At 34.0% G+C, this 23,596-nt stretch carries 28 protein-coding genes; 10 read left to right on the top strand and 18 right to left on the bottom strand.

Going from position 1 to position 23,596, the window contains the following annotated elements; genetic code table 11:
* Positions 1-28: 28 nt before the first annotated feature.
* The 6 genes from V6M85_RS09850 to V6M85_RS09825 all read right to left on the bottom strand — a co-directional run bounded on the left by V6M85_RS09850 (position 29) and on the right by V6M85_RS09825 (position 5,418).
* A complete protein-coding gene (locus V6M85_RS09850) occupies positions 29-760 on the bottom strand; it encodes a class II glutamine amidotransferase (RefSeq protein WP_338599392.1) in 732 nt (243 codons plus the stop codon).
* A complete protein-coding gene (locus tag V6M85_RS09845; protein WP_338599389.1) occupies positions 753-1,439 on the bottom strand; it encodes an MBL fold metallo-hydrolase in 687 nt (228 codons plus the stop codon). Before V6M85_RS09845 ends, V6M85_RS09850 begins: the two co-directional genes overlap by 8 nt.
* A 66-nt stretch (positions 1,440-1,505) precedes the next feature.
* A complete protein-coding gene (gene rbsK / locus V6M85_RS09840) occupies positions 1,506-2,399 on the bottom strand; it encodes a ribokinase (RefSeq protein WP_338599386.1) in 894 nt (297 codons plus the stop codon).
* The gene (gene thiD, locus V6M85_RS09835) at positions 2,396-3,595 is read right to left on the bottom strand and encodes a bifunctional hydroxymethylpyrimidine kinase/phosphomethylpyrimidine kinase (protein ID WP_338599383.1); all 1,200 of its coding nucleotides are present in this window, start codon (positions 3,593-3,595) and stop codon (positions 2,396-2,398) included. Before thiD ends, rbsK begins: the two co-directional genes overlap by 4 nt.
* A gap of 39 nt (positions 3,596-3,634) precedes the next feature.
* The gene (cas4, locus tag V6M85_RS09830; RefSeq protein WP_338599380.1) at positions 3,635-4,243 is read right to left on the bottom strand and encodes a CRISPR-associated protein Cas4; all 609 of its coding nucleotides are present in this window, start codon (positions 4,241-4,243) and stop codon (positions 3,635-3,637) included.
* Positions 4,240-5,418, bottom strand: a complete 1,179-nt coding sequence (locus V6M85_RS09825; protein ID WP_338599377.1) for a glycosyltransferase family 2 protein — start codon at positions 5,416-5,418, stop codon at positions 4,240-4,242. Before V6M85_RS09825 ends, cas4 begins: the two co-directional genes overlap by 4 nt.
* A 100-nt stretch (positions 5,419-5,518) precedes the next feature.
* On the opposite strand from V6M85_RS09825, the gene V6M85_RS09820 reads away from it, so the two are divergent.
* Both V6M85_RS09820 and V6M85_RS09815 read left to right on the top strand, forming a co-directional pair.
* Positions 5,519-5,770, top strand: coding sequence for a hypothetical protein (locus V6M85_RS09820; RefSeq protein ID WP_338599374.1), 252 nt, complete (start codon positions 5,519-5,521; stop codon positions 5,768-5,770).
* 25 nt (positions 5,771-5,795) lie between these two features.
* Entirely contained in the window at positions 5,796-6,722 is a 927-nt protein-coding gene (locus V6M85_RS09815; protein WP_338599371.1) for an MBL fold metallo-hydrolase, read from the top strand.
* On the opposite strand, the gene V6M85_RS09810 is transcribed toward V6M85_RS09815, so the two are convergent.
* The 3 genes from V6M85_RS09810 to V6M85_RS09800 are packed head-to-tail and all read right to left on the bottom strand — an operon-like array spanning position 6,719 to position 8,353.
* Entirely contained in the window at positions 6,719-7,462 is a 744-nt protein-coding gene (locus tag V6M85_RS09810; protein WP_338599368.1) for a VIT1/CCC1 transporter family protein, read from the bottom strand. The genes V6M85_RS09815 and V6M85_RS09810 overlap by 4 nt on opposite strands.
* A 47-nt stretch (positions 7,463-7,509) precedes the next feature.
* Positions 7,510-7,980: an AAA-associated domain-containing protein gene (locus tag V6M85_RS09805; RefSeq protein WP_338599366.1), complete on the bottom strand. Its 471-nt coding sequence runs from the start codon at positions 7,978-7,980 to the stop codon at positions 7,510-7,512.
* 19 nt (positions 7,981-7,999) lie between these two features.
* Positions 8,000-8,353: a hypothetical protein gene (locus V6M85_RS09800; protein ID WP_338599363.1), complete on the bottom strand. Its 354-nt coding sequence runs from the start codon at positions 8,351-8,353 to the stop codon at positions 8,000-8,002.
* A gap of 85 nt (positions 8,354-8,438) precedes the next feature.
* Here V6M85_RS09800 and V6M85_RS09795 point away from each other — a divergent pair, with 85 nt between their 5' ends.
* Complete coding sequence (locus V6M85_RS09795; protein WP_338599360.1) at positions 8,439-8,804, top strand: PaREP1 family protein; 366 nt, start codon at positions 8,439-8,441, stop codon at positions 8,802-8,804.
* Here the strand turns inward: V6M85_RS09795 and V6M85_RS09790 are convergent.
* Positions 8,801-9,943 (bottom strand): PLP-dependent aminotransferase family protein, encoded by a 1,143-nt coding sequence (locus tag V6M85_RS09790; RefSeq protein ID WP_338599357.1) that lies wholly within the window; start codon positions 9,941-9,943, stop codon positions 8,801-8,803. The genes V6M85_RS09795 and V6M85_RS09790 overlap by 4 nt on opposite strands.
* Positions 9,916-10,872, bottom strand: coding sequence for an ornithine cyclodeaminase family protein (locus V6M85_RS09785; RefSeq protein ID WP_338599354.1), 957 nt, complete (start codon positions 10,870-10,872; stop codon positions 9,916-9,918). The genes V6M85_RS09790 and V6M85_RS09785 overlap by 28 nt, the downstream gene beginning before the upstream one ends.
* Positions 10,873-10,933: 61 nt before the next feature.
* On the opposite strand from V6M85_RS09785, the gene V6M85_RS09780 reads away from it, so the two are divergent.
* Positions 10,934-11,254, top strand: coding sequence for a winged helix-turn-helix transcriptional regulator (locus tag V6M85_RS09780; protein WP_338604731.1), 321 nt, complete (start codon positions 10,934-10,936; stop codon positions 11,252-11,254).
* Here the strand turns inward: V6M85_RS09780 and V6M85_RS09775 are convergent.
* Genes V6M85_RS09775 through V6M85_RS09760 form a run of 4 tightly spaced genes read right to left on the bottom strand, consistent with a single transcriptional unit; the run spans position 11,232 to position 15,073 of the window.
* Positions 11,232-11,933, bottom strand: a complete 702-nt coding sequence (locus V6M85_RS09775; RefSeq protein ID WP_338599351.1) for a polyprenol monophosphomannose synthase — start codon at positions 11,931-11,933, stop codon at positions 11,232-11,234. The genes V6M85_RS09780 and V6M85_RS09775 overlap by 23 nt on opposite strands.
* The gene (locus V6M85_RS09770; RefSeq protein ID WP_338599349.1) at positions 11,926-12,384 is read right to left on the bottom strand and encodes an RNA-binding protein; all 459 of its coding nucleotides are present in this window, start codon (positions 12,382-12,384) and stop codon (positions 11,926-11,928) included. Before V6M85_RS09770 ends, V6M85_RS09775 begins: the two co-directional genes overlap by 8 nt.
* Before the next feature lie 2 nt (positions 12,385-12,386).
* The gene (gene cutA, locus V6M85_RS09765; protein ID WP_338599346.1) at positions 12,387-14,519 is read right to left on the bottom strand and encodes a glyceraldehyde dehydrogenase subunit alpha; all 2,133 of its coding nucleotides are present in this window, start codon (positions 14,517-14,519) and stop codon (positions 12,387-12,389) included.
* 8 nt (positions 14,520-14,527) lie between these two features.
* Entirely contained in the window at positions 14,528-15,073 is a 546-nt protein-coding gene (locus V6M85_RS09760) for a M48 family metalloprotease (protein WP_338599343.1), read from the bottom strand.
* A gap of 65 nt (positions 15,074-15,138) precedes the next feature.
* Here V6M85_RS09760 and V6M85_RS09755 point away from each other — a divergent pair, with 65 nt between their 5' ends.
* Positions 15,139-16,155, top strand: coding sequence for a zinc-dependent dehydrogenase (locus V6M85_RS09755; RefSeq protein ID WP_338599340.1), 1,017 nt, complete (start codon positions 15,139-15,141; stop codon positions 16,153-16,155).
* Here the strand turns inward: V6M85_RS09755 and V6M85_RS09750 are convergent.
* Together V6M85_RS09750 and cobS are read right to left on the bottom strand one after the other, a co-directional pair.
* Positions 16,084-17,001 carry a cobalamin biosynthesis protein gene (locus tag V6M85_RS09750; protein ID WP_338599338.1) on the bottom strand — a complete coding sequence of 306 codons (918 nt, stop codon included), beginning with the start codon at positions 16,999-17,001 and terminating at the stop codon, positions 16,084-16,086. The genes V6M85_RS09755 and V6M85_RS09750 overlap by 72 nt on opposite strands.
* On the bottom strand, positions 16,974-17,741 hold the full coding sequence (gene cobS / locus V6M85_RS09745) for an adenosylcobinamide-GDP ribazoletransferase (protein ID WP_338599336.1): 768 nt from the start codon (positions 17,739-17,741) through the stop codon (positions 16,974-16,976). Before cobS ends, V6M85_RS09750 begins: the two co-directional genes overlap by 28 nt.
* Before the next feature lie 35 nt (positions 17,742-17,776).
* Here cobS and V6M85_RS09740 point away from each other — a divergent pair, with 35 nt between their 5' ends.
* Together V6M85_RS09740 and V6M85_RS09735 are read left to right on the top strand one after the other, a co-directional pair.
* Positions 17,777-19,171: a cobyric acid synthase gene (locus V6M85_RS09740; RefSeq protein ID WP_338599333.1), complete on the top strand. Its 1,395-nt coding sequence runs from the start codon at positions 17,777-17,779 to the stop codon at positions 19,169-19,171.
* A 19-nt stretch (positions 19,172-19,190) separates the two neighbouring features.
* Positions 19,191-20,294: an ATP-binding protein gene (locus V6M85_RS09735; RefSeq protein ID WP_338599330.1), complete on the top strand. Its 1,104-nt coding sequence runs from the start codon at positions 19,191-19,193 to the stop codon at positions 20,292-20,294.
* Here V6M85_RS09735 and htpX read toward each other — a convergent pair whose 3' ends face one another.
* Positions 20,295-21,272, bottom strand: a complete 978-nt coding sequence (gene htpX, locus V6M85_RS09730) for a zinc metalloprotease HtpX (protein WP_338599328.1) — start codon at positions 21,270-21,272, stop codon at positions 20,295-20,297.
* A 178-nt stretch (positions 21,273-21,450) separates the two neighbouring features.
* Here htpX and V6M85_RS09725 point away from each other — a divergent pair, with 178 nt between their 5' ends.
* From V6M85_RS09725 to V6M85_RS09715, 3 genes are read left to right on the top strand one after another with little or no spacing between them, the layout of a single operon-like run.
* On the top strand, positions 21,451-21,840 hold the full coding sequence (locus V6M85_RS09725; RefSeq protein ID WP_338599326.1) for a CBS domain-containing protein: 390 nt from the start codon (positions 21,451-21,453) through the stop codon (positions 21,838-21,840).
* A 34-nt stretch (positions 21,841-21,874) separates the two neighbouring features.
* Positions 21,875-22,111 carry a hypothetical protein gene (locus V6M85_RS09720; RefSeq protein ID WP_338599324.1) on the top strand — a complete coding sequence of 79 codons (237 nt, stop codon included), beginning with the start codon at positions 21,875-21,877 and terminating at the stop codon, positions 22,109-22,111.
* A 5-nt stretch (positions 22,112-22,116) separates the two neighbouring features.
* The gene (locus V6M85_RS09715) at positions 22,117-23,589 is read left to right on the top strand and encodes a teichoic acid transporter (protein WP_338599322.1); all 1,473 of its coding nucleotides are present in this window, start codon (positions 22,117-22,119) and stop codon (positions 23,587-23,589) included.
* The last annotated feature ends 7 nt before the right edge of the window (positions 23,590-23,596 follow it).

Here is a 23,596-nt window from a genome sequence, read left to right as displayed (position 1 = left end):
AAGACACTAAGCTTAAGAATTTATACTTCTAGAGATGTGTAATATTCCCCATTGTAAGTTCTTCTGCATCTGCCCCTTCTTCAAGATAATATTTCACTGTGGATGAAAATACGTATCCTTTATTATCGGTGTATAGTTTGTAATATTCCTCTTTAGTCTCCTTAAGGAGTCTATTTTTATTGTAATAATATGCTACTAATATTGAAGGTCCCTCACTTTTGGCATAGGAGATTAAGCTGGAATTTAAGCTAGTTGAGAAATCTTTTAGTTTTTCTATAGTTAATGAATACGCATCGAACGGTGTCATATTATTTTCTACTAACGTCTTGATTTCTTCCAAGATTAAATAGCTATCAGTATACGGTTTACTGCTATTACTACTAAAAGCAATTCTACTAACAGAACCATTGTGTGCAAAATAAAGGTCATACGCATTTACTCTTATATGGTATGGATGTGAATGAGATAGTCCAATAAGAAATTTACTTCCAGCCTTTCTAGCATGGATGATACCCACTATTTCATCTCCTTTTGCTATCTCTAATAGGTAACTAACGTAGCTATCCTCATATATTGGATCTTCCGATCTGTAGTAAATAACTCTCCACTTAGAATTCCTTTTAACAAATACACTCAGACCCCAGCCATCTGGGTGACTCCCATATCTCGAGAAAACATCATTTTTACTAGCACGTATTAAAGCGTCTACATATTTCTTTGAAATCTCGCCTTTAGTGCGAAATGCTATAAATCTACACATTTAATGTCAACCCATCAAAAGCGACAAGTATTTTATTATTAACTAAGCTTATTATTTTTTCCTCTATATCTACTGGAATATGTGTTACAACTACTTTTTTATCTTTAAATATGTTGAGTATTTGCTTAATTGAAGTATGTCCCCAGTTGCCACAATTATCTATGCATGTAGATTCGTGAATAATAAGGTCAACATCTTTTACGTTATCTAATATGGTATCGCATGGCTCTTTAGTATCACCAGTATATAGTACTCTAGTATTGCCATCACTTATAATATAACTTACGGCATAAATTGAATGACATGCTCTAACTGCATGTATTTCTAACTCATTAATCTTTCCTTCTGGAAGTTCTTTTTCATAAACTTTTGCCGAGATATTATTACCTGCATTGACATATGCATTAAGTACGTTAGAAAAACCATTTGGAGAATATATTTCTAATTCTGGTATTTGTCTTATTTTCCTTTGGACAAGATATTCAAAAACTCCGCTAAAGTGATCTATATGCAGATGCGTTATGAAAAGAGCGTTTGGATGTATTCTGAGATCTTCAATTCTTAGGTCTGCACCGGGACCTAGGTCGAAAAGAACTGAATCGTTAATTAATATGCCAGATTTTACCCTTTTTGTCCCTATACTAGCTCCTGCACCTGTCCCAAGGAATGTTATTTTCATAGATCATCACGCTCTGTTATATCTACGAAATCTAGATCACAAAATCCTCTTACACAATGTTCATCCTTAATCTTTTTCTTCATCCTTATTGATCTCTTCAAGGAACTTGTTCACCTCCTCCAATTTAGGTCCGAGTGCTCCTATCTTGGTGACAGAGAGCGCAGCTACTTTATTAGCATATTCAACTGCAGTCTCTAGATCATATTCTTTTTCTAAGTAAACTGCTAATGCAGCATTAAACACATCACCGGCTCCAGTCTCATCAACAACGTTAACCTTAGGGGCTGGGATAAGTGTTCTCTTGCCATCCTTTGTAGCTAATAATGCACCTCTTTCACCTAATGTGATAATCACTGCTCTTTTGACTTTTTTAAGTAATAGATGAAGACCATATTCTAGGTCGTCAGTACTCACCAATTCTTTAAACTCGATTTCATTTGGCGTTATTATGTCAGTTAATGATAGAATATCGGTATCTTTGAGAACTGCAGGTGCAGGATTAAGTATACGTATACCGTTAAACTCTTTCAGAGCCTTTTTTACTACATTTTCCCTTATCTCTAACTGCGTTAATAATATGTTACCATCTAAGCTTTCGCTTATATCTTCTTCTGTAAGATGATAATTTGCTCCTCTATTTACTACTATTACGTTCCTTCCCCTTTTATCAACAAATATATATGCAGTACCAGTACTGACGTTATTTTTTATTTTTACGTCAGAGATATCTATATTTTCTGTCTTCCAAAATTCTATTGCATTTTTACCGTAGTTGTCATTTCCTACTGCAGCAACTATCTTCACTCTGCTTCCTAATCTTGAAGCGGAAACTGCTTGATTAGACCCTTTTCCGCCATGATTCATATAAACCTCATCAGCTATTACAGTTTCTCCAATTTCTGGTATCTTGTTAACTTTAAGTATTATATCGATATTATAACTACCTACTACAGTTATCAACTCGTAGCTACCTCCTTTAGTTTTTTTATCAATTCATCTCTACTCTTAGCAGTAATCAATACCATGTTATAATTTAATAATGCATCACCATCTATTCCACTTTTTGTTAGCTTTATCTTGCCTCTTTCTGCGGAACTTAGTATCTTATCAGATACTGGCAATAATACACCTATTTTACCATTTATTTTCTTCATAATGGAACTTATCTCATTGTTTATATTATTTAGAATAGGACCATCTATTTTTATTTTATTTAAATATTTTATGAAGCCGCCAGCTAAACTCAATACATCTTGATAGTTTGTCATATACGCAACGTTAGCTTTTGTAGTGTCATTAATTAACCTGAGTGTGATGTCGGGATTAGATTCCAAATACCATAATAATTTTTCTAGTTCATTTCTTCCCTCTTCCCTCTCTACTATAGCTTCTATTGGCGCAAATGGATCTACTGGTCCATGGCCTTTTCCTAATTCTAAACCATATCTGATTGTTAAGGATACGAATTCTTTAGCTTTAATTACGGCATCTTTAAGCTTGTATCCTAAGGCCAAATATGCAGTTATTGCAGCTGAGAATACGTCACCACTGCCATGAGTGTTTTTTGTATTAACATATTCTCCTCTTAGCTCAATCTCCTCTCCATCTACTACGGCATAGTCTACTCCGTTAAATCCTTTAACTACTATATTTCCATATTTAGAATAAAGATCGCGTGCAACATTTCTAACATCATCTTGTGTATCTATCTTAGTATTAGCAATTATTTCAGCCTCATACCTGTTAGGTGTAGAGATTAATGATTCTTTCATAGCTTTTCTTATATGTTCTGAAATATCTTCTGTGACTAACAAGGATCCAGACTTAGCTACCATAACTGGATCTAAAACTAAATTCAAATTATATTCTTTAATTTTTCTCAGTACTAAATCTATAACTTTACCAGAAGCTAACATACCAGTTTTAGCGTGGGTAGGTTTTAAGTCTTCACATACAGCGTTGAACTGTGCCTCAATGAAGTCTAAGGGCACTTCTAAAACTTTCGTTACAATTTTTGTATTTTGTGCTGTTAAACCAGTTATTACTGTAGTTCCAAACACTCCTAGTGCTGTGAAAGTCTTTAAGTCGGCTTGTAATCCCGCACCCCCACCACTATCACTACCAGCAATTGTAAGTACAACTGGTCTGGTTCGCACAATTTAATAATGTATCTATAAAAATAATAATCCTTTCTTCTAAGATAACTTTGACGGGCATATAGCGGAGAAAACACAATACTTACATTCCCAATTAAATTTTGGCGCGTTTCTTAACGTTATAATATCTTCCGCATATCTAATTATCGTGGCTTCGTCTAGCGGATCGTTAACTTCATATTCCGTTATTCTATCCGGCGTTATGTAAACTAGTATTCCCTTTTCTGCACTAAAAAGCCATAAATATATTTGTAATTGAATTTTGTGATGAATATGCGGTAATCCCTTATCACTTCTGGAAGATTTTATCTCAATTACGATTTTTTTATCATTCTCGTTTTTAATTAGAACATCGGCTTTTCCCTTTATTTTATATGTTTTTCCAAGAACTTGGATATTTCTTTCAGCCTCAACTTCAGCATCAGCATTAAAATTATTCTTTAATAGAGTCTCTAGACCTATATGTAGAAGGTCACCTAGAATAGCAGATGGTTCGTAGACTTGTGTAATTGAAAGTTCCTTATATTGGTTCTCGTACTTTATTTTCCTAGGGCATCTCACCAGATCTGTAACATAAATAGTATTTTCGTCTCTGACATGACTTAGATAATCTTCGAGTTTTCTTTTGAGTATAAACTCTGTTATCATCCTATAACCTCACCCGTAACTTTTGCACTCCTTTCAGTCTTTATCCAAACCCTTGGAGCCCTTATTAACTCTAGGAATATCGCTGTAAAATTTAACGCTACGACGAAATTCATATAAACGAATGAGGGTATCATGTAAAAGTATTCTATCATATGTCTTCTTGCAATTAGAATAATCAGCAATAATGAAAATAGAGAGGCTAACGAAACTAAACTAGCTGCAATTATATATAATGATGAGGAATACACTAACACTAAGGAGTAGTTAATAAGGTTTAAAACCATGAAGAAGGGAGTAAACACTATTAACATACCATCTATTATTCTCAAATCAACCTTTCTAATCTTTCCGAAAGATACTTCTAAGTGACCCCTATACCACCTTAATCTTTGTCTAATAAGAATCTTCAGACTTATTGGCACTTCTCTCCAACTTATAGTAGTTGGGGAATAAACAATTCTATAGCCTCTATTTACAATTTTCAGGCTTATATCCAAATCTTCCGTTAATGAATATTCATTCCATCCGCCCAATTCTTCTATTAAACTTCTTCTTATGAACGAACAAGTTCCCTCTATTGGAACAAATAAGCCCACTTTGGCTCTTCCAGCTATTGAATATTCATATATCAATTCCTCTATTGCAGCTAATCTACTTGTGACGCTTTCTCTAACGTTAATTGGAATTAACTTACCTTGTACCGCTCCTACTTTATTATCCTCAAATTTAGGTTCTACGTACTCTAAGATATCTAGACGCGGTACTGTATCGGCGTCAAAAATACCAATAATTTCCCCCTTGCTAACTCTTAATGCAAAATTTAACGCTCTGCTCTTTCCATTAGGTACATTAGCTTTTGGAAGACTATAGCACTTTACTATATTATACTTCTTTTCGTATTCTTGGCAAATATCAAGTGTCCTATCAGTTGAACTATCTTCCACTACAATAACTTCATATTTTGATCTATCATATTCCAGATTTACTAATCTATCTAGTAATCTGGGAAGTACGTTTTCTTCATTCTTAGCTGGAACTATTAAGCTAAACGTTATTCCACTATTGTTTTTGCTTTCAAATGGTTTCCATGCCACTCCAATAATTGCCAATATACTGTTATATACAGTCCATGAGGATACTATACCACTTAACGTTATTATCAAAATATCTAGCATTATTTTTCATACCTACGTCTTATAATATATTTTTTGTTAGCCGTCATACTCATTTCTTTTCCTCATCCTTTTTATTTCTAAGTAGCTTAATCATATAATTATGTTCAGAGATCTGCTAGGAGATTATGAAGCTAAAGGAAAAGTTGTCCAAGGAGTAGGGAGATTTATAGCTCTTGGTTTAGACGATCCATTTCATATCACTACTATAACTGGATTTACTATATACGGCATAGGAAAATATATAGAAAAGAAAAGAACAAATTATGGCATTAGAATGGCGAAATTAGATATAGAAAATATTAGGAAGGAGATTAGGGAAAGTATCTTAGATATCTCCACTATTAGATTTTAACTTAGTAGAGATAAGGTATTTTTAGATGAGAATTACTCCAATAGCATTTGAAAGTTTGGGCGTAAGATCACAAGCAACACTAGTGGAAACTAAGAACTTAAGAATCTTAGTAGATCCAGCAATATCATTAGCGCCTAGGAGATATAATCTGCCTCCACACCAAAAGGAAGTCGATAGGTTAACCGAATTAGCCAAAGTTCTCGTAAATATTGCCAAGGATGTTGACGTCATTGTAGTTTCTCACTATCATTACGATCATCATGATCCGGGGTATGTAATACCAACGGATATTTACAAAGATAAAATAGTATTCATTAAAGATCCCCAAAATATGATAAATAATAGTCAAAAATATAGAAGAGCACCTAGGTTTTTACGTTCAATAAAAGATAAACCTAAAAACATAGAAATAGCAGATGGCAGAACATTTAAAATTGGAGATACCACTATTTCTTTTTCCCCTGCAGTTCCTCACGGTGCTGATGAACGATTGGGCTATGTAGTACAAGTATTCATAAGGGATAACGATTCATCTGTATTATTTACCTCAGATATAGAAGGTGCTCCTAAAGACCTTCATTTAAAATTTACGAAAGAAACTAAGCCTAATACAATAATAATTGATGGACCTTTAAGTTATCTATTAGGTAGAGCGTTAAAAGAAGAAGAATTACAAAGTTCTATTAAAAATATGGAGGAAATAGTCAAGAATGGTCTAGAGACCGCAATAATAGATCACCATGTTTTAAGAGATATAAATTACGCTAATGTTTTGAAACCGGTATATGATGTTGCTAAAGATTTGAACGTTAAAGTAGCTACTGCGGCCGAGTATTTAAAGGTCGAACCATTAATATTGGAAGCTAAAAGGAAGGAATTATTTAAGGAGGATAATAGGCCAGCCAGAATACCAAGAGGCTTAGCTAAATTACTAACTGCCGGAGAGGGCTAGGGTAGATACGAAACTGATATAAAATGTGCAAGTAGCATACCAGCTATGTAACTTCCTATAAGTGCTATCATTCCGGTCCCTATTTGTTCAAACGCCCCCCTATATTTTCTTAAACCAGTATATTTTGTGCCTAATATACCAAATATTCCAAGAGTCAAAATTACTAATAATATTGAAGTGATCAATGCGTAATTAAATTGAAATTGTTGCAAGTATACGCTTATAGCAAACGGAAATATTGGTATTAAGCCTCCTATTATCAGATATAGTGACATTAAAAAACCTAGCTTAACAGGGCTTTCAAATTCTTCCGGGAAAACCTTAAGCTCGTGCATTAGCATTTCTTCTAAAGCTACATTTTTATTTTTAAGTAGATATTCGGCTATTTTTTCCGACACGTCCTTGCTAAATCCTTTCTTCATATAAAAATCTATTAATTCTTGTTTTTCCATTTCTGGGAACTTTTCTAATTGATATTTCTCTTTTCTTATCTCATTTTGTATTACCTGCATTCTTACTCTAGTACTTATATATTCTCCAATACCCATGGAAAATGCTTGACCAATAGTAGCAATTAATCCTGCTATTAACACTGCGATAGCATCGTGAGAGAAACCTGCTGCGCCAAGTACAATTGCTCCAACTCCGATTAAACCATCTTGTATGCCAAACACTTTAGTTCTAAATACATCTGCTTGATGAATATAATGGGTTAGTTCTTCTCCCTTCTCTTCTTCCATGATACTCTTCTTGCTTAATTTGCTATAAATACTTCTCTAGCATTACGCTAAGTCGTAGATACTATAAATCTGTCTCCCTCTTTTTTCAACAATCCTGAATACACACCCCACTCTACTAAAGTTATTTGCAAATCATAAAGACCTTCTGGACTATTATATAGTTGTATTCCCTTGCTTTCTAAGATATCTTTTAATTCTTCTAATGTGAATTCTTTTAGCTCTAATGCAGTTTTAAAGGGTTCTATTTTTCTTATAGATTCTTTGATTATTTCTTTTCTCTTTTTTAGATTTGATTTTAGAAATTCCATTCCTTTATCAGTTATTATTATGTCGCCTTCCCCTACAGTTATAAATCCTAAAGAGTCAGCAGTATATACAATAGGCATTAGATCGTCTAGGTCAACTTCCATTTCTTTTTCTAGCATATATAAGTCTGTTTTGCCATTAAAAGTATTTTCTAAAGAGTATAATAGACCTACTAAGTCTGCTACTCTCGCATGCGGATCTATAACTTCCACAGAGGTAAATAATAGTTTTTTACCTTTTTAAATTATCCCTAAGAAGTGCTATTATATATAGTATCGGCCCTACATAGAATCCTAAAATCATCAAGATATCTAAAGAGGTAATATATGTTGACTGCCCAAATTCTCTTAGTGCTTGTAAATGTGCATTAGAAAATGAAGAAATGACTATAGCTAATATTGCCAGAAAGAATAGAACGTATCTCACTTTTGGGTATTTGTTAATAAGAAATAATGATACAACTAGGAATGCTACTATTATCAGTGTGCCTGATATAAGAATTCTTGGAACTGTGTTAAATAATAGAACACTACCTAGGAAAAGGGAAATTATGCTTATTATAAGTGAGAGGTACATTAGTTTCATTTCAATATAGTCTCTATTTCTTCCTTATAAAACGTAATAGTGGCATAGTCACTTTTTAAAATAATACTAGTTTAAGTATAATATCGTGGAAGCATTAAATGAAAGTAAAAAGGAATTTTATACATATTTTATATCCGCGTCAAAATTTTATTATGATCTTAGTAATACGGTCAATTCTCCAGGCATAGTGTGCGAGATGTTGTACGAGGCTATAAATGCTGGTATTAAGCTTTTAGCTTACTATTTTTCTTTACAAGATAAGTCAAGAAGCGAAATAGTAAAGGAGCTTTCAAATATATTAGGTGACTGGGTAGAAAGATACTGGAATTTAGGTGTAACATTACATTATGACTGCTATTTAAGTGGAAATGTAGATGAAAACGATATCCCTTTTTATGAGAATCAAGTTAAAGATTTCATATCAAAAGTTCAAGAAGTGGTTTTCGATTAGACACTTTTTACACTTTCGTAAAGTAGCTTTACTCCTTCGATAATTTCGTCATGTGTTGCTACAGAAATACTTAACCTAGCCATCGTGTCTCCTCCTCTTAAGAAGAATGGTTTAGCTGGTACAAAGCTTAAGCCTTTTTCTACTGCCTTATGAAAAACATTCCAACTATCTTTTTCTAGATCTAAGAGCAAGAAGAAACCGCACATAGACTCATTAAATTTATCCATTCTTTTCTCTTTAAGCGAATCTATCAATACTTTCATTTTCCCCTTATAATACGCATATAATTCTTTTGACTTTTCATTTAGTAATCCCTTCTTTATTAATCTCGCTACGACGTACTGATTTATAGTAGATGTGGAGAAGTCCAACTGCTCTAATAGGCTTATTTTGTTGCTTATATCCTCTCTTGCTAAGATAAATCCCACTCTTAAACCTGGAGCTATAATTTTGCTAAAGCTACTCACGTATATTACTCTACCACTCTTATCGAAATTCTTAATTGGCTGGGGTACGCTTCCTGCAATAGGCCTATATGGGTCATCCTCTATAATGTAAAAATCGTACAGTTCGGCAAGTTCTACTAATCTTTTTCTTTTGTATTCCGACATATTAACACCAGCAGGATTATGACAATTCGGAATAACATATAGTAAGTTTATTTTTACTATCTTTAATAACATTTCAAGTTCATCTACGTCTATTCCGTCAGACTTTAGGGAAATGGGTACTGTAGACGAACTTCTTAGCTTCAACGCATTAAATGTTTCTATGAACGTGGGATTTTCTACTGCAACAATATCATTTTCCAAAAAGTATTTCCCTAATAGCTCCATGGCATGTTGAGCTCCACTAGTTACAACAATTTTTTCATTCTTCTGCTTTGACAAACCTAAAAGTGGTAAAAAATTGACTTCAATTTCCTTTATTAATTCCTCTTGTCCTCCTGCTCCAGGGTAAAATAATACCTTTGGGCCAAACTCATCGATTACTTCGGCATATGCTTCTTTAATTTCTCTTACTGGCATCTTTTTTGGATCCGGAGTTCCGCTAGCTAAGTTGATCTTAACCTTCTTAGCTATTTGAGAGCCTAATTCTACTGGAGATATCTCTATTTCTTTGCCAATTCTCGATACCAAATCCCCTTTACCTCTATTTCAGTACCTAAACCTTTCCTTAAAGCTTTTTCATAAATTAACTTTCCTACTGCTAAATCTTCAAGTCCAATACCTACAGATTTAAATATTGTAATTCCTTCTTTATTTGGATTAATTTTCTTTGAAAGTATTTCAGATAAGGTTACTATCTTACTTGTGTCGAGCATGCCCATTTTTTTGGCAATCACTAATTCTCCTGATTCCTTTAGGCTCTGTTCTAATTCTTCAACTACAATCAGCTTTGAGGCCTTTATAACCTCTGGATATATTTCAATTTTTTCCGGTATATTGGAACCCATCGCGTTTATGTGCTTTCTTTGAGAGTTTACATATTCTAATTTCAAGAATGGGTCCTTCGCTTTGGTTATTGTAGTTATAACCTCACTTTCTTCGCAAACTTTCTTTATTGAATTCTTAGGTGATACGTCTATTCCTTCATTACTGAATACTTCTAATGCCTTTTCCATTCTTTGCTGAGAAGGAGTGAAAACGTTAATTTTAATTCCCTTCTTTAGTTCATTCGCTATTTCTACAATGGCTAAACCATATTTTCCAAGCCCAATTACCCCTAGGGATGTGAAATCGCCGTATATGAAGTCCGTAGCTAGGATGGATAATACTGAGGTTCTAGCTTGTGAAAGTCTATCAGATTCAATTATACTTAATAGATTCCCTGAAGTATCATATAAAAACGTCAGATGGGTTCCAGAAATAAATGTTTTATATCCTATGTACTTTTCCATAGCTGCGGCTTGAAATGTTAGCGTTGCACCGTGAAACGATATTCTACTTCTTTCCAAATTAAGCGCAAGTTTATTTTCAAAAGATATAAATGCATTTAATAAGGAATTATATATTTCTCTATAATCTAGCAATTCTATTACTTCTTTCTCCTTCAGCAATAGTGTCAATTTTCTCCTAAATTGATATGACTCTATATTTAAAAGACATTCTATGTTAAAGCTTATAAATATGGAACTTACTCCTAGGCTTCAAGATATAATAAACATTCTAAAAAATAAGGGTAATATTAATGTAAAAGATTTGGCATTAGAAATAAAGGTTTCACCGAAGACCGCTAAGGGATATGCAAGAGAGTTACAGAGATTAGGTTTAGTGGAAATGGACCAGGATGGCAATCTTAAACTTAAAGAACAGAAAGAAGAGCATGTTGACAAAGAGAAATTACTTAAAACATTAGAAAATCATGAGAGTGAAATAGCGTCACTTAAGAAAGAAATTGAAGAAATTAAAGTAGAACTCGAAAAGCTCAAGAAGAAAGGGAAAGCCTAATTATATAGAAGAACCATTTTATAATTTCTTTAAAACCTAATTTGCTTTTTCCTGTTGTTCTATTCCTAAATAAGATAGGATACTCCTTGAATTTTAAATTCGACTTAATAATTTTAAATGCCGTGCATATCTGAAATTCGTATCCATCCGTCGATTCACACTCTAATGCTAATATTGCTGCCCTACGTGAGTATATTCTAAACCCAGATGTATTGTCATTTATTGGTGAGCGAGAGACTAATTTGAATAAGTAGTTTGCACCCTTGCTTATAACCTTTCTGCTTAATGGCCAGTTTTCTATCCCACCACCTTTAATATATCTTGAACCAATAACTAGGTCATAATTCTCTTCCTGTGCGACTTTCATCATTTCTGGCAGATACTTTGGGTCGTGACTAAAATCTGCATCCATGGTAACTACATAGTCAGATTCCAATTCTATTGCTTTTTTAATTCCATACCTTAAGGCTGAGCCTAAACCTCTTTCATTTTTTCTTACAAAGACTATCAAATTACTTAAATTTAGATTTTGTAAGACTTGAGCAGTACCATCTGGACTATTGTCATCAATTACGAGAATCCTTGTATTATAGAAAATTGTTCTATTAATTTCCTCTATAAGTTTTACAATGTTATCTCTCTCATTATAAGTGGGTATAACTATAGAAAAATTAACCATTGCACATCTCCCATAATTTATCCCCTACATGATGGAGCGTTTCTGCAAATTTCCCCTTCTTTTCAGATAATGCTTTTTCTTTGGGCATTACTACTCTTAATATAGCCACAGGCAAATTCGTTTTTGTTTTAGCTAAAATAATATCTCCCTCCTTACATTCACAGTCATATTCAACAATACCGGGAACAAAAAGATCAGCTCCTCTACTTACAGCCTTTACAGCACCTTCATCTATTATTACGTAAGGGATTGCTATTTTAAGTTTCATTACACCGCAAAGTGTGGGTATAAAATCATCAAAAAAAGCCAATAAGCCATCTACATAGTACCATACTTCTTTCTTTTCTTTACCTACTTCTAGTTTAGCATTTGATACATCAATATTATATTTTTCCTTAATTTTGTTTATGAAAACTTTAGCATCTTTAGATGACATTACGTGTCTTTGCATTTTCAGATAGCCTCTTCCGGCTTAACTGGCATGTTAGGTATCCTTCTTCCAATGCACTTCTCCACAGCATTAATTACAGCAGGGGTTGAAGCTATTGTCCCAGCCTCGCCTATACCTTTACTTCCAATAGGATGAGATGAAAAGCCTTTTTCAATGTAATGCCACTCTACTTTTGGAGCCTCAACTGCTGTAGGAAAGCCATAGTCTGTTAAGTTAGAGTTTAACAAGTATCCTTCCTTGCTATATATAGCTCCTTCATATATAGCTTGTGCTATTCCTTGAATAGCTCCACCTATTATTTGTCCCTCAGCAAGCAGAGGATTTATAACTCTTCCAACATCGTCAATTGCTATATATTTCTTAACCTTTATACTTCCAGTTTCCCTATCAATGCTAACTAAAGCTAGATGCACGCCATAAGGTACAGTATATCCTGGCTTGTTTACATTGTACACAGATGTTATATCTAAGGAATATCCTAAAGAATATGCATTTTGTATTATTTCCTTTACTGTAACGCTTTTACCATTCTTCTTATGAATAACAGAACCATTTTTATACTCAACTTCTTCTAAATCCGCATTCAACATCTTAGCTCCAATTTCAGTTAGTCTTTTCCTCAATTCCTCTGCAGCCTTATACATTGCTGAACCTCCTATTGTAACTGTTCTACTTCCCCACGTTCCTATACCATCTGAAATTATGTCTGTGTCGCCCCACCTAACTTCAATATCTTCTATAGGTAATTCTAGTATGTCGGCAACAATTTGTGCAAATGCGGTACCATCACCTTGTCCATGAGGACCGCTTCCAGTTATTATGACGATTTTACCATCACTTTTAGCGAAAATCCTTGCAGTTTCCCAAGGTCCGAATCCCGTTATCTCGACGTACATGCTAGAGCCGACGCATTCATTAGGCTGTGTCTCAGCTTTTAATTTTTCATAATACTCTCTTGCCTTATTTAGAAGTGTTAAATAATCACCAGAATCATAAGTTATACCTAAAGCGTTTTTGTATGGGAGTTCTTTTATTAAATTCTTCTCCCTTATTTCAAATTCATCTTTTCCTAATTCCATAGAAACAATATTAATGATTCTCTCTATGAAATATGTAGCCTCAGGTCTACCAGCACCTCTATAAGATTGTGTAGGAGATTTATTAGTATTTACGGCGTATTCATCAATTCTTATGTTCTGAATCTTATAAGGCCCTAACATCATCCTAACTGTACTATGTACATTACCTATCTCGTCATCATTTGCATCTGGATATGGCGCCCCTAAATCTGCAATTAAGGTGCCATCTATACCTAATATTGTTCCATCTTTCTTTAAACCAACCTTGAATTTCAATCTCTTGTCTCTTCCGTGTCCAGCTGTCTGTATTTCCTCAGATCTAGTAGGAATCCATTTTAATGGTCTTCTTATTTTTAAAGCCAATTTAGCTACTGCATATTCTTCTGGATGTGCTATAATTTTACTTCCAAATGCTCCGCCAACATCTGGCTGAATTACTCTTATATTATTAATTCCTAAAAAGTTCATTAAATTTCTCCTAAGATAATGAGCTGATTGGGTTGATGACCATACGTTTAATCTATTTCCATCAAAGTAAGCTAAGGTTCCTCTAGTTTCCAAAGGATTCGCTATGACTCTTTGATTGTATAATTCTCCTTCAACGATAACGTCAGCTTCTTTGAAGCTTTGTTCTATATTTCCTGCTTCCCATTTCTTATATTCATAAATGTTAGATTCTTTTTTAGTGTACACCTTCACATCATTCTTTAAAGCTAATTGTGGGTCAATTACGTATGGTAAATCCTCATATTCAACTTCTATACTTTCTAGTAAATCATATGCCTCATATCTGTCTCTTGCAACTACTGCGGCTATTGGCTGTCCAACATAAGTTACCTCTTCAACCGGTATCGGGAAATCACTACCAGGATTTATATCTTCACCCGTAAATATATTATGTCCACTTTTCCTTACCCTTACTTTTGCATGTGGTTTAGTAGATCTAAGAAAAGCTACAAATAATGTACCCGGAAGCTCAATGTCATCCACATAAGTTGAACTTCCAGTTAAAAATTTTGGATCTTCGAGTCTTTTAACGGGTTTGCCAACGTACACATTTCAATTTATTTGCTAATATTTTTAAGTCTTATCTTAATGTTAGGATGAGTAGATAAAAATGATATTTTATTCTCACCATATTTTGTTATCAAATCGTGTAATAATTTCGCATTTATAAATTTCGTAGCAAATTTATCAGCTTCTAACTCAAATCTTCTTTGTAAATATCTCTGGATAGCCAGAACTGAAATTACAAATGGTACTAGGAAAATTACATAATTAAGAAGATACGTGAATACTATTATAATAGAAATTATACAAAGACTCATTTTAATGTGATGATTCAGTCTTATATGACCGATTTCGTGCATTAATGCAGCAGCTATGTGTTCGTTATCTTCTTTACTTAATAATCCCTTCGTAACTAATATGTGCTTTCCCCAGATGGAGATAAGCGAAAAAGCGTTAATATCGTTAGATTCTATCATATATATTGGGTAACCGTTTAGTTCTGAAACTTTTGTAGCTCTTTTAAGGATTATTCCAGGTACTACTGCAAACTGTAACATAATAACCAGTGTGACTAAGCCGAAAGTAATAATTAAATCCACAATTAATATAATGTTTGTATTACCATATATTCCTTATTTAAGACGGTAAGGGGGTACGTCTCTTAATGAAAAGTGTGATAATGGAAAATGGTAAAGTTGTAATAAAAGAATTACCAAAGCCGAAATTACAACAAGGCGACGTTTTAATCAAAATGAAGGCTTGTGGGTTATGTGGTACTGATATAGAGAAGATATATGGGCAATACACTGCTTCACAGCCAATATTGGGACATGAACCATCTGGCATAATTGAAGAATCCACAGTAGATTGGTTAAAGCCAGGCGATCGAGTATTTGCACACCATCATGTACCATGCTATGAGTGTTATTATTGTAAAAAAGGAAGCCCTACGATGTGTCCTTATTATAGAAAAACCAATTTAGACCCGGGTGGATTTTCAGAGTATTTTAGAGTCCCAGCGTGGAATGTAGTCAGAGGTGGAATTTTGAAGTTACCAGATGATGTTAGCTTTGAAGAAGGATCTTTTATAGAGCCATTAGCAACTGTAGTTAGAGCTCAAAGAAGAATACGTATCGATGATGGAGATACAGTATTCGTGGTAGGTATAGGCCCTATGGGACTATTACACGCTATGATGGCTAAGATAAATAAGGCTGGCCTAGTTATAGCCTCAGATATAAGTGATTTCAGAGTGGATTTTGCCTATAAAGTTGGAGTGGATTATTCTCTTAACGCAAAGAAAAATGATGTTGTAAGCGAGGTTAAACGACTAACTGAAGGAAGAGGTGCTGACGTTACAATTATTGCCTCTGGATCGCCTTCAGCTATACTCTCTGGTATACACGCAACTAGAAAAGGTGGAAGAGTTTTATTGTTTGGAGTACCGTATAAGGGCACCATCCTTAATTATGATATAAGTGAATTACTAAATAATGAAATTTCTATTGTTTCTAGTAATGCCGCAGTGGAGGAGGACACAAGAGAAGCCTTATCGATAATAGCCTCAAAGAAAATTGATGTGACTAGATTAGTAACCCATAGGTTTACATTAGATGAATTTAATGAGGCCGTAAGGATAGCTAAGGAAGGCAATGCCATAAAGGTAATAATAAATAGTTAAGATTAAGGCGAAATAGAGGATAAGAGTTGATTTAAATAATTTTAGTGCATTTTCGATGTCTTTCCTACTAGGTAAATTTCCAAATCCAACACTATAATATCCAGTCTTTTCCAAGGTTACATTTAATAGTCCAGCTGCAATTGCTATTGGATATTTTGCGTTTAAGCTTTCCATTCTTGCATTTTTTAGAGCTTTTAATCCTTGTCTAACGTTAAGACCTAATATGAGCCCAGAAAGAAGCATTATTGCTCCGGTTAACCTGGCTGGAATGTAATTAATTACTGTATCCATTTTTGCTGAGAACCAACCCTCTTTTTTAAGCTCCTCCGTCTTGTAACCTACCATGCTATCCATAGTATTTGCAAGTCTCTGTAACATTGCTCCCAAAATCCCAAGTACTAGGAACCAAAAGATAGGTGAGGTAATTCCGTCAACTGTACTTTCAAATAATGATTCAATTAACGCAGAGGCTATGTGCTCTTTATCGCTTTTACTTAGATCCCTTCTTACGATCTGTTGCGCATAGTATCTAGCTCGATCATCTAATACAGATCCCTTTTTGACGATGTCATAAAGCATTTTTATAGAAAACGTAGTTTTTAGTGAAAACGCTAATATTATAATTCTGATGTAAATTGGCATGGGCATTATTATAGGGAGAAAGACGAAAACGAATAATACGGGTAAAACAGAAACTATCCACAAAAGAATTCCATAGGCGTATCCCTTATACGGTTTGATAATCTTCTCAGATATCTTTCCAGTCCAAACTACAGGGTGTATGTAAATTGGAGGTTCTGAGAAGATAAGATCCCATACTAGTGCAAGTGCAAGAACAAATAACACAAGATAGATATTATGGAGTAGTTTAAATTGGTTACCTCGTTAGTTAGTAAGAATATTGGAAACGAAATTGTTATTGAAGCCCCAGTTATATCTCCAGATGAACCTCCCAGTGATTTACATATTTTATACATTATAATGTAGAGTACAATATAGAGTATAACGTTATACAAGGAGATGAAAGGTATTAACTCAATTATCAATATCAATGATTTATTTCTTAATTTTTCATGAAATATTTTTCCTAGTACACTTTCGGGAAGTGGTTTTATAGTTGAGAGAACGTATAGACTAAATGATCTGGATATTACATCAGATGAGATTAAGTATAAAATTGTATAGATTGAAAATCCAAGTTTCAATAACGCTACAACTTCTATAGATAAGTATACTAATAGTAAGCCTATTCCACCAGATCCTATTTCCACATCTTTTAACGCTTTTACCTTCTTTTCTCTACTACCTCTAACCATTAATGCGTCTCCCAGATCCAATAGTCCATCTAAATGGTTAAATCCCCTTAATAGCTCTATTACTCCCAGCAATAATATTCCGGATAGTTCTCCAATTCCAAGAACTTTATAGAGAATAAAGTAGAGACCAGACTCTATTATAGCTAATGTTATTCCTACAACTATCGGGGAGATATAAGAGTATTCGGCAATTTCCTCTAATGGTATATTGGTCTTTACTGGTATTGTTGTGAAGAACGAAAATTGCGCTAATATTCCTTTTCCTCTCATGTGGATTTATTTATCCTCTAAGTTGATATGGTTTAGTGTCAATAATAATAGCTTCCACAATGAGCGATTCTGGCAAATCGTTTGTGACTACTGGTTTAGTTAGGATACTTAACGCCAAACCACTTAAGATTCAAAATATGTCCTTAAATAGTATATCAACTTGGGATGGGGGAGAAATAGCATTTATTCAAGCATACCAAGCAATTGGAGCAGGGATTAGACCGGAAAGGTATATGAATCCTATACTGCTTAAGCCAATGGGAAAAGGTGTTGAAGTCGTATTTATGGGTTATTCCTTAGGCATAATGAACGGAAAGGAATACTATACTTTAGCAAATAATACGCTATGGAGCAAAATTTCCCCTTACCTAAATGACGATCTAGTTATAGAAGCCGCAGGAGGTATTGGTGAACCTAATTTTATCGATAGAGACATAACTGCAATAAAGGTTATGAAAGAGAGAGGTATTCCAGCCATTTTAGTCCTTGATATAGATAGAGGAGGAGCTTTCTCATCAGCTTATGGAACATATATGATGCTACCTCAGTCTGTAAGAGAAAACATAAAGGGCTTTATTATTAACAAGTTTAGAGGAGAGGAAAGCTTCCTCTATGATGCGATAAAATGGCTTGAGCAGAAGACTAATATGAGATATTTAGGCTACATACCTTTTCTTGACGAAATTCCCATAATGCCAGAAGATTCCATGAACGTTTATAACTTCGGCGAAGGTGATGTAGAAGTAGCCATAATAGCTTACCCTTATATGAGTAATTTTAATGAATTTTATGCTTTAAGTAAGTCCAATACTCATGTGAGATTTGTTAGAAAGCCTAAAGAGATCACTAAAGCTGATTTAGTTATTCTTCCAGGTAGTAGGAATACGTTAGAGTCACTAAAATGGCTAGCTGATAGAGGATTTATCGATTATCTAAGAAAAAGCAAGAACGTATTGGGTGTTTGTGGTGGTTTCCAAATCATGGGCAAAAGGTTAGTTGATCCATATGGTATCGAGACTGGTAATCCCACAGAGTACAACGGGTTAGGGATCTTTGATATGGATGTATACTATGAAAAAATAAAAACAGTGTCATTAACTGAGGGAATCTCAGATTATGGAAAGATTGATGGTTATGAGATTAGGCGAGGAGTGATAAAATATGGGAGTGAGAAACCATTATTGGAGATAGTATCTAGAAATGGTGAGAGAGTTAGTGTTAAGGACGGTGTATATAAAAGTAATTTCGTTGGGCTAAGTGTTCATGGCAGTTTATTTTCTGATGGGATGAAAAACTTATTGAACGAATTTAATATTAAAATACATTCAGAGACGATGGTGAGCGAAATACAACAACAAGCTCTTCTTGTAGAGAGAACTTTAAGAAAGTATCTACACATTGATGAAATAGTAGATATTTATAAGGAATGAGTTTTTTAATCTTAAACAAATGTTTGATCCTGCTTCGTTTATTGAAGAAATAAAGCCGCAATTGATGGAAAAAATAGCCAATGAGAAAGTATTGGCTGCAGTAAGTGGTGGCGTAGATAGTACTACAGCTGCAGTTCTCGCTTACAAAATATTAGGGGAAAGAGTTATCCCTGTTCTGATAGATACGGGATTTTTAAGGAAGAATGAAGCAGAAAAAGTTAGGTCTTATTTAAAGCAAATATTACCGAATTTTATTGTAATAGATAAGAAGGAGTTATTTATTTCAGCCCTTGAGGGAATGTGGGATGCAGAAGAGAAAAGAAAGAAGTTTAGAGAATTATTTTACTCTACTATTGCGTCTTTGATGAAACAATTTAACGCTAAGTACCTTATGCAAGGTACAATTGCTGCCGATTGGGTGGAAACTCAAGGCGGAATTAAAACTCAGCATAATGTTTTAGTGCAAATAGGTATAAATACTGAAAGACAATGGGGATTTACACTTATTGAACCATTAGCAGACCTTTACAAGAACGAAGTAAGAGAATTGGCTAGGTATTTAGGATTACCTAGGGAGATTTCAGAGAGACAGCCATTTCCTGGACCTGGACTTTTAGTAAGGGCAGTTGGGAAGTTGACTAGAGAAAAACTAGAAGTTGTAAGAGAAGCTAATGACATTGTAGAGAGATACTTAGATAATTTAGGTTATTCACAATATTTTGGCGTAGCATTTGAATCAAACGGTAAATGGGTTACATTAGATGGTATCAAGGTATTTTTATATGAGACTAGAGCTACTGGAGTAAAAGGGGATGTTAGAGCCTATGGCAATGTAGCTAAAGTTGAATGTGAGGATATTACAGATGTCAAATCTACTGTAGATTTGTTAGTAAAGTATGATATCACTCATGTTCTTTGCATTTTAGATGAAAGGGATAGTGGGAAATATAGTGTAGCTATAAGAGCAGTAGTAACTGAGGATTTTATGACTGCAGACTATGCTAGAATTCCACTTGATATTTTGCAGAAAATAAGCTCAGAAATATTGCAAAAAATTCCCATGGTGAAGGAAGTCCTTTACGATGTAACTTCAAAACCTCCTGCAACAATAGAATTCGAATGATTAGTATTTTGAAACCTTTTCTAATAACTGTATTCTTTTTGCAGGATGTGGATGATCCATGAATAAATCAGCATACCAAGGTACTTTAGTAGTTTTCCATATTTCAACTAGTTCTCTTGCGTTCCATGCTGGAACTTCCTCAATTGCATTAGTAAAGAATAACATACTTGCAAGCTGGTTTGTGGAATTCTTCTTCTTGAATCTATCTAATGCTTGTGGATCCATTGATAATGTTAATTTAGCTAATGCTAATTGTAAGTTCTCTTTTCCTCCAGGGACCGTTAATGCAGAATTAACATCAGCATATGCTTCTCTCATTCTATTTAAGAATAATACAAATAATTGAAAGACGAAACTAACCGCCATCATTGCTATTCCTATTAAGAAGAGTAATCCCCCATTATTTCCTCTACCATTTCCTCCACCACTAAATATACCTCCCCAAAATAACCACCAACCTAGGTAATAAATCAAAGCGGGAATCAAACCTACTGCCATCAATAGTTCAACATCTTTATGCTTTAAATGTCCTAGCTCATGTCCCGCAACGGCCATTATCTCATCCTTATTTAGCAATTTTAGTATAGGTAATGTGAACGCTATTCTTTTACCAGCTATTGGGCTCCCATACGCAAAAGCGTTGGGAAATGGGACATCTGCTATGTAAACTTTGGGTACACTTTTAAATCCGTTATACTTTGCAACTTCAGCAACTACACTATAAAGCCATCCGTAAACTGGATCAGTAGGTGTTACCTCTACTGTTCTATAGGCCCAGTTTATTAAGTATGGTCCAAATAGCCATTGGATAACGTTAAAGAAGAATAGGAATATTAGAATAGAGAGTATTAGACCAACCCCAAATTGCGCACCAAATACATAATCAGCAACTGCTAACGCTAATGCAAATCCTAACAAAACAATCCCTAGTGTAGCTAGCGCCATATTTAATCTTAATTTAATTACCTCCCAATTCATATGCTAGTATGCTAAAACGAAGTTTAAAAATTTTTTCCTATGTTACAATGTTATTTCTTTTTCCATATTTTAATCTTACAAAAAGTTAAGATCCCGCTCTCTGCATGTTTTAATTATTACGTGCTAAGATCCACAACTCATAATAACTATTATTTGTTTTATATTAAATACGAGTTTAATGAAGGAAGAGTTCGTAAAAGAGTATATGAAGACTAAAGTGATTACAGTGGAAAAGAGGGTCACACTCAAAGAAGTAGCGAGAATTATGACAGAAAATAAAGTTGGGTCAGTAATTGTTGTAGAAAACGATAAACCCGTTGGTATAATAACTGAGCATGATATTGTAAGGGCAATTGGAAAAGGAAAAGAACTGGAAACCAAAGCAGAGGAAATAATGACAGTTTCGCTAATAACGATTAGAGAGGATTCCCCGATAAGTGGAGCTTTGAGCTTAATGAGGACGTATAATATTAGGCATTTACCAGTTACTGATAACGATGGAAAGCTAAAGGGTATAATTTCCATAAGGGATATTGCAAGAGCCATAGATGATATTCTAGAAGCATAAATTTTTCATTTTAGGAACATTCTTCATATCGGAAATGATAAAGATAAGAATACCGAAAGAATGGTATGAAATTCTAAGGAAACTTGCTCTTGACAGAAGAATTTCAATTAACCAACTCATTTCTGAGCTGATTACTACGGAGGAATGTCTAAATTTACCTTATGTCGAACCCACTACATATAAACAGTTAAATGTTTCGATTTCGATAGAGTATAAATACTCTAGTACTGAAGTGGAAAACAAGATAAAGCACTTTTTATTTTGTAGGTGAATTCAATGGAAAAAAAGGATACCGTAAGGTTTACCAGAATAGGGATAATTAATTTACTATCTAGAGCGTCGGTAGCACCTATTTCGTTTATTTTCACACTCTTGGTTGCAAGATACTTATCTAATTATCCTTATGGTACAGTTTACTTTGCTACTTGGCAAACTCTATATGTCTTCACGATTGGTTACTTCACAATACCTGCTGATTTATTCTCATTGATTACATCAAGATATTCTGCAGAAGGGAAAAACGTTGGGGGAATAGTAATATTTAATTTAATTTCTGGTACTGTTGCTGGATTAATATTTGCTTTTTTAGTGCCATACTACATGTCGATCACTAAGCTATACGTTCCAATATATTTTTACTCTGCTATATCTTTAATTGTCTTAACCTATTTCTTAAAAGTTACAAACGCGATAGCTCAAGGAAGAACACCTAAGATAGTTGGTATCTCAGCAACAATTTTCCAGATTTTAAGATTAATTACTGGGCTCGTATTAATGTTCGTATATAATCTGTCAATTCTAGCTGTAATTCTAGCTTACGACATAGGTTATATTTCTCAAATAATGTTTAATATTTTCTTCATAAGGGCTAACCTTAAAATCGATTTTAAAGTTGCAATTGCAGCTACACGAAAAGCAGTAGTTTACATTGCAAACTATCTTCAATACATATTAGAAGCATCAATAGTATGGATAAGTTTAGCAATTGTTAACTCAGATCTTGTAGTAGCGTATTTTGAATCGGCAATATTGGTAAGCAATATTCAAGTATGGACACAAGCCGTATATACTGGGCTTATGGCTAAATTAGCAGAAAATAGAGATTCATCAGTGATTGCTGAAGCAATTAAGCTTTATTCACTAGCAGGTAGCCTATTTCTAATGCTAATATATGTTGATGGATATGGGCTCTTATACAAATTGAGACCCGATTATACAGCAGCAATATACGCCTTGTATGTACTAACATTTTCAAATTTTGTTAGGGGGATATACAGCATTTTCTATCAAGGAATTACGATGGCTGATCCAACTCTTTCTACTGAATCTAAAGACGAATTTAAAGGCTATCTATTTAGATTAACATCCTCAAATTTCACTCTTTCCATAATAGGTTTAGGCGTATCAACTTTATTGCTCTATTTATTTTCTTCTTATCCTCCATACATCTTGGCTGCTTTTATGAGTATTGGAATTTTAATTAACTCGTTTTCGTTACTTTTTACTTCATACAGACTTTCTAATAGAATTTACAATTTTTCTTTTCCATTAAAGGAGTTTTTGATACCTTTGCTACTGGCCTTAATCAGTTTACCATTATCGATGATATATAAACCTCTAACCTTCTTGTACATGGGAGTGTACGGTATCTTAGGAATTCTAGTTTTCAGTGCGTTTAATTACGCTCTTAATCCGTATGGTAGAAGATTATTGATAGCGATAATAAGAGAATTTAAGCAATGGGTTTAATCTACTT

The organism is Sulfolobus tengchongensis, assembly GCF_036967215.1.
GTDB classification, from domain to species: Archaea; Thermoproteota; Thermoprotei_A; order Sulfolobales; family Sulfolobaceae; genus Saccharolobus; species Saccharolobus tengchongensis_A.
This window is presented reverse-complemented; position numbering and strand designations above follow the sequence as displayed.

What these genes read in the sequence shown, in the direction of transcription:
- V6M85_RS09820 (WP_338599374.1), top strand. Translation starts at nt 5,519, where the DNA reads ATGTTCAGAGATCTGCTAGGAGATTATGAAGCTAAAGGAAAAGTTGTC.
- cas4 (WP_338599380.1), bottom strand. Translation starts at nt 4,243, where the DNA reads ATGATAACAGAGTTTATACTCAAAAGAAAACTCGAAGATTATCTAAGT.
- V6M85_RS09715 (WP_338599322.1), top strand. Translation starts at nt 22,117, where the DNA reads ATGGAAAAAAAGGATACCGTAAGGTTTACCAGAATAGGGATAATTAAT.
- V6M85_RS09725 (WP_338599326.1), top strand. Translation starts at nt 21,451, where the DNA reads ATGAAGGAAGAGTTCGTAAAAGAGTATATGAAGACTAAAGTGATTACA.
- V6M85_RS09815 (WP_338599371.1), top strand. Translation starts at nt 5,796, where the DNA reads ATGAGAATTACTCCAATAGCATTTGAAAGTTTGGGCGTAAGATCACAA.
- htpX (WP_338599328.1), bottom strand. Translation starts at nt 21,272, where the DNA reads ATGAATTGGGAGGTAATTAAATTAAGATTAAATATGGCGCTAGCTACA.
- V6M85_RS09755 (WP_338599340.1), top strand. Translation starts at nt 15,139, where the DNA reads ATGAAAAGTGTGATAATGGAAAATGGTAAAGTTGTAATAAAAGAATTA.
- V6M85_RS09850 (WP_338599392.1), bottom strand. Translation starts at nt 760, where the DNA reads ATGTGTAGATTTATAGCATTTCGCACTAAAGGCGAGATTTCAAAGAAA.
- cobS (WP_338599336.1), bottom strand. Translation starts at nt 17,741, where the DNA reads ATGAGAGGAAAAGGAATATTAGCGCAATTTTCGTTCTTCACAACAATA.
- V6M85_RS09780 (WP_338604731.1), top strand. Translation starts at nt 10,934, where the DNA reads ATGGAACTTACTCCTAGGCTTCAAGATATAATAAACATTCTAAAAAAT.
- V6M85_RS09810 (WP_338599368.1), bottom strand. Translation starts at nt 7,462, where the DNA reads ATGGAAGAAGAGAAGGGAGAAGAACTAACCCATTATATTCATCAAGCA.
- V6M85_RS09825 (WP_338599377.1), bottom strand. Translation starts at nt 5,418, where the DNA reads ATGCTAGATATTTTGATAATAACGTTAAGTGGTATAGTATCCTCATGG.
- V6M85_RS09800 (WP_338599363.1), bottom strand. Translation starts at nt 8,353, where the DNA reads ATGAAACTAATGTACCTCTCACTTATAATAAGCATAATTTCCCTTTTC.
- V6M85_RS09770 (WP_338599349.1), bottom strand. Translation starts at nt 12,384, where the DNA reads ATGCAAAGACACGTAATGTCATCTAAAGATGCTAAAGTTTTCATAAAC.
- V6M85_RS09720 (WP_338599324.1), top strand. Translation starts at nt 21,875, where the DNA reads ATGATAAAGATAAGAATACCGAAAGAATGGTATGAAATTCTAAGGAAA.
- V6M85_RS09775 (WP_338599351.1), bottom strand. Translation starts at nt 11,933, where the DNA reads ATGGTTAATTTTTCTATAGTTATACCCACTTATAATGAGAGAGATAAC.
- V6M85_RS09845 (WP_338599389.1), bottom strand. Translation starts at nt 1,439, where the DNA reads ATGAAAATAACATTCCTTGGGACAGGTGCAGGAGCTAGTATAGGGACA.
- V6M85_RS09735 (WP_338599330.1), top strand. Translation starts at nt 19,191, where the DNA reads ATGTTTGATCCTGCTTCGTTTATTGAAGAAATAAAGCCGCAATTGATG.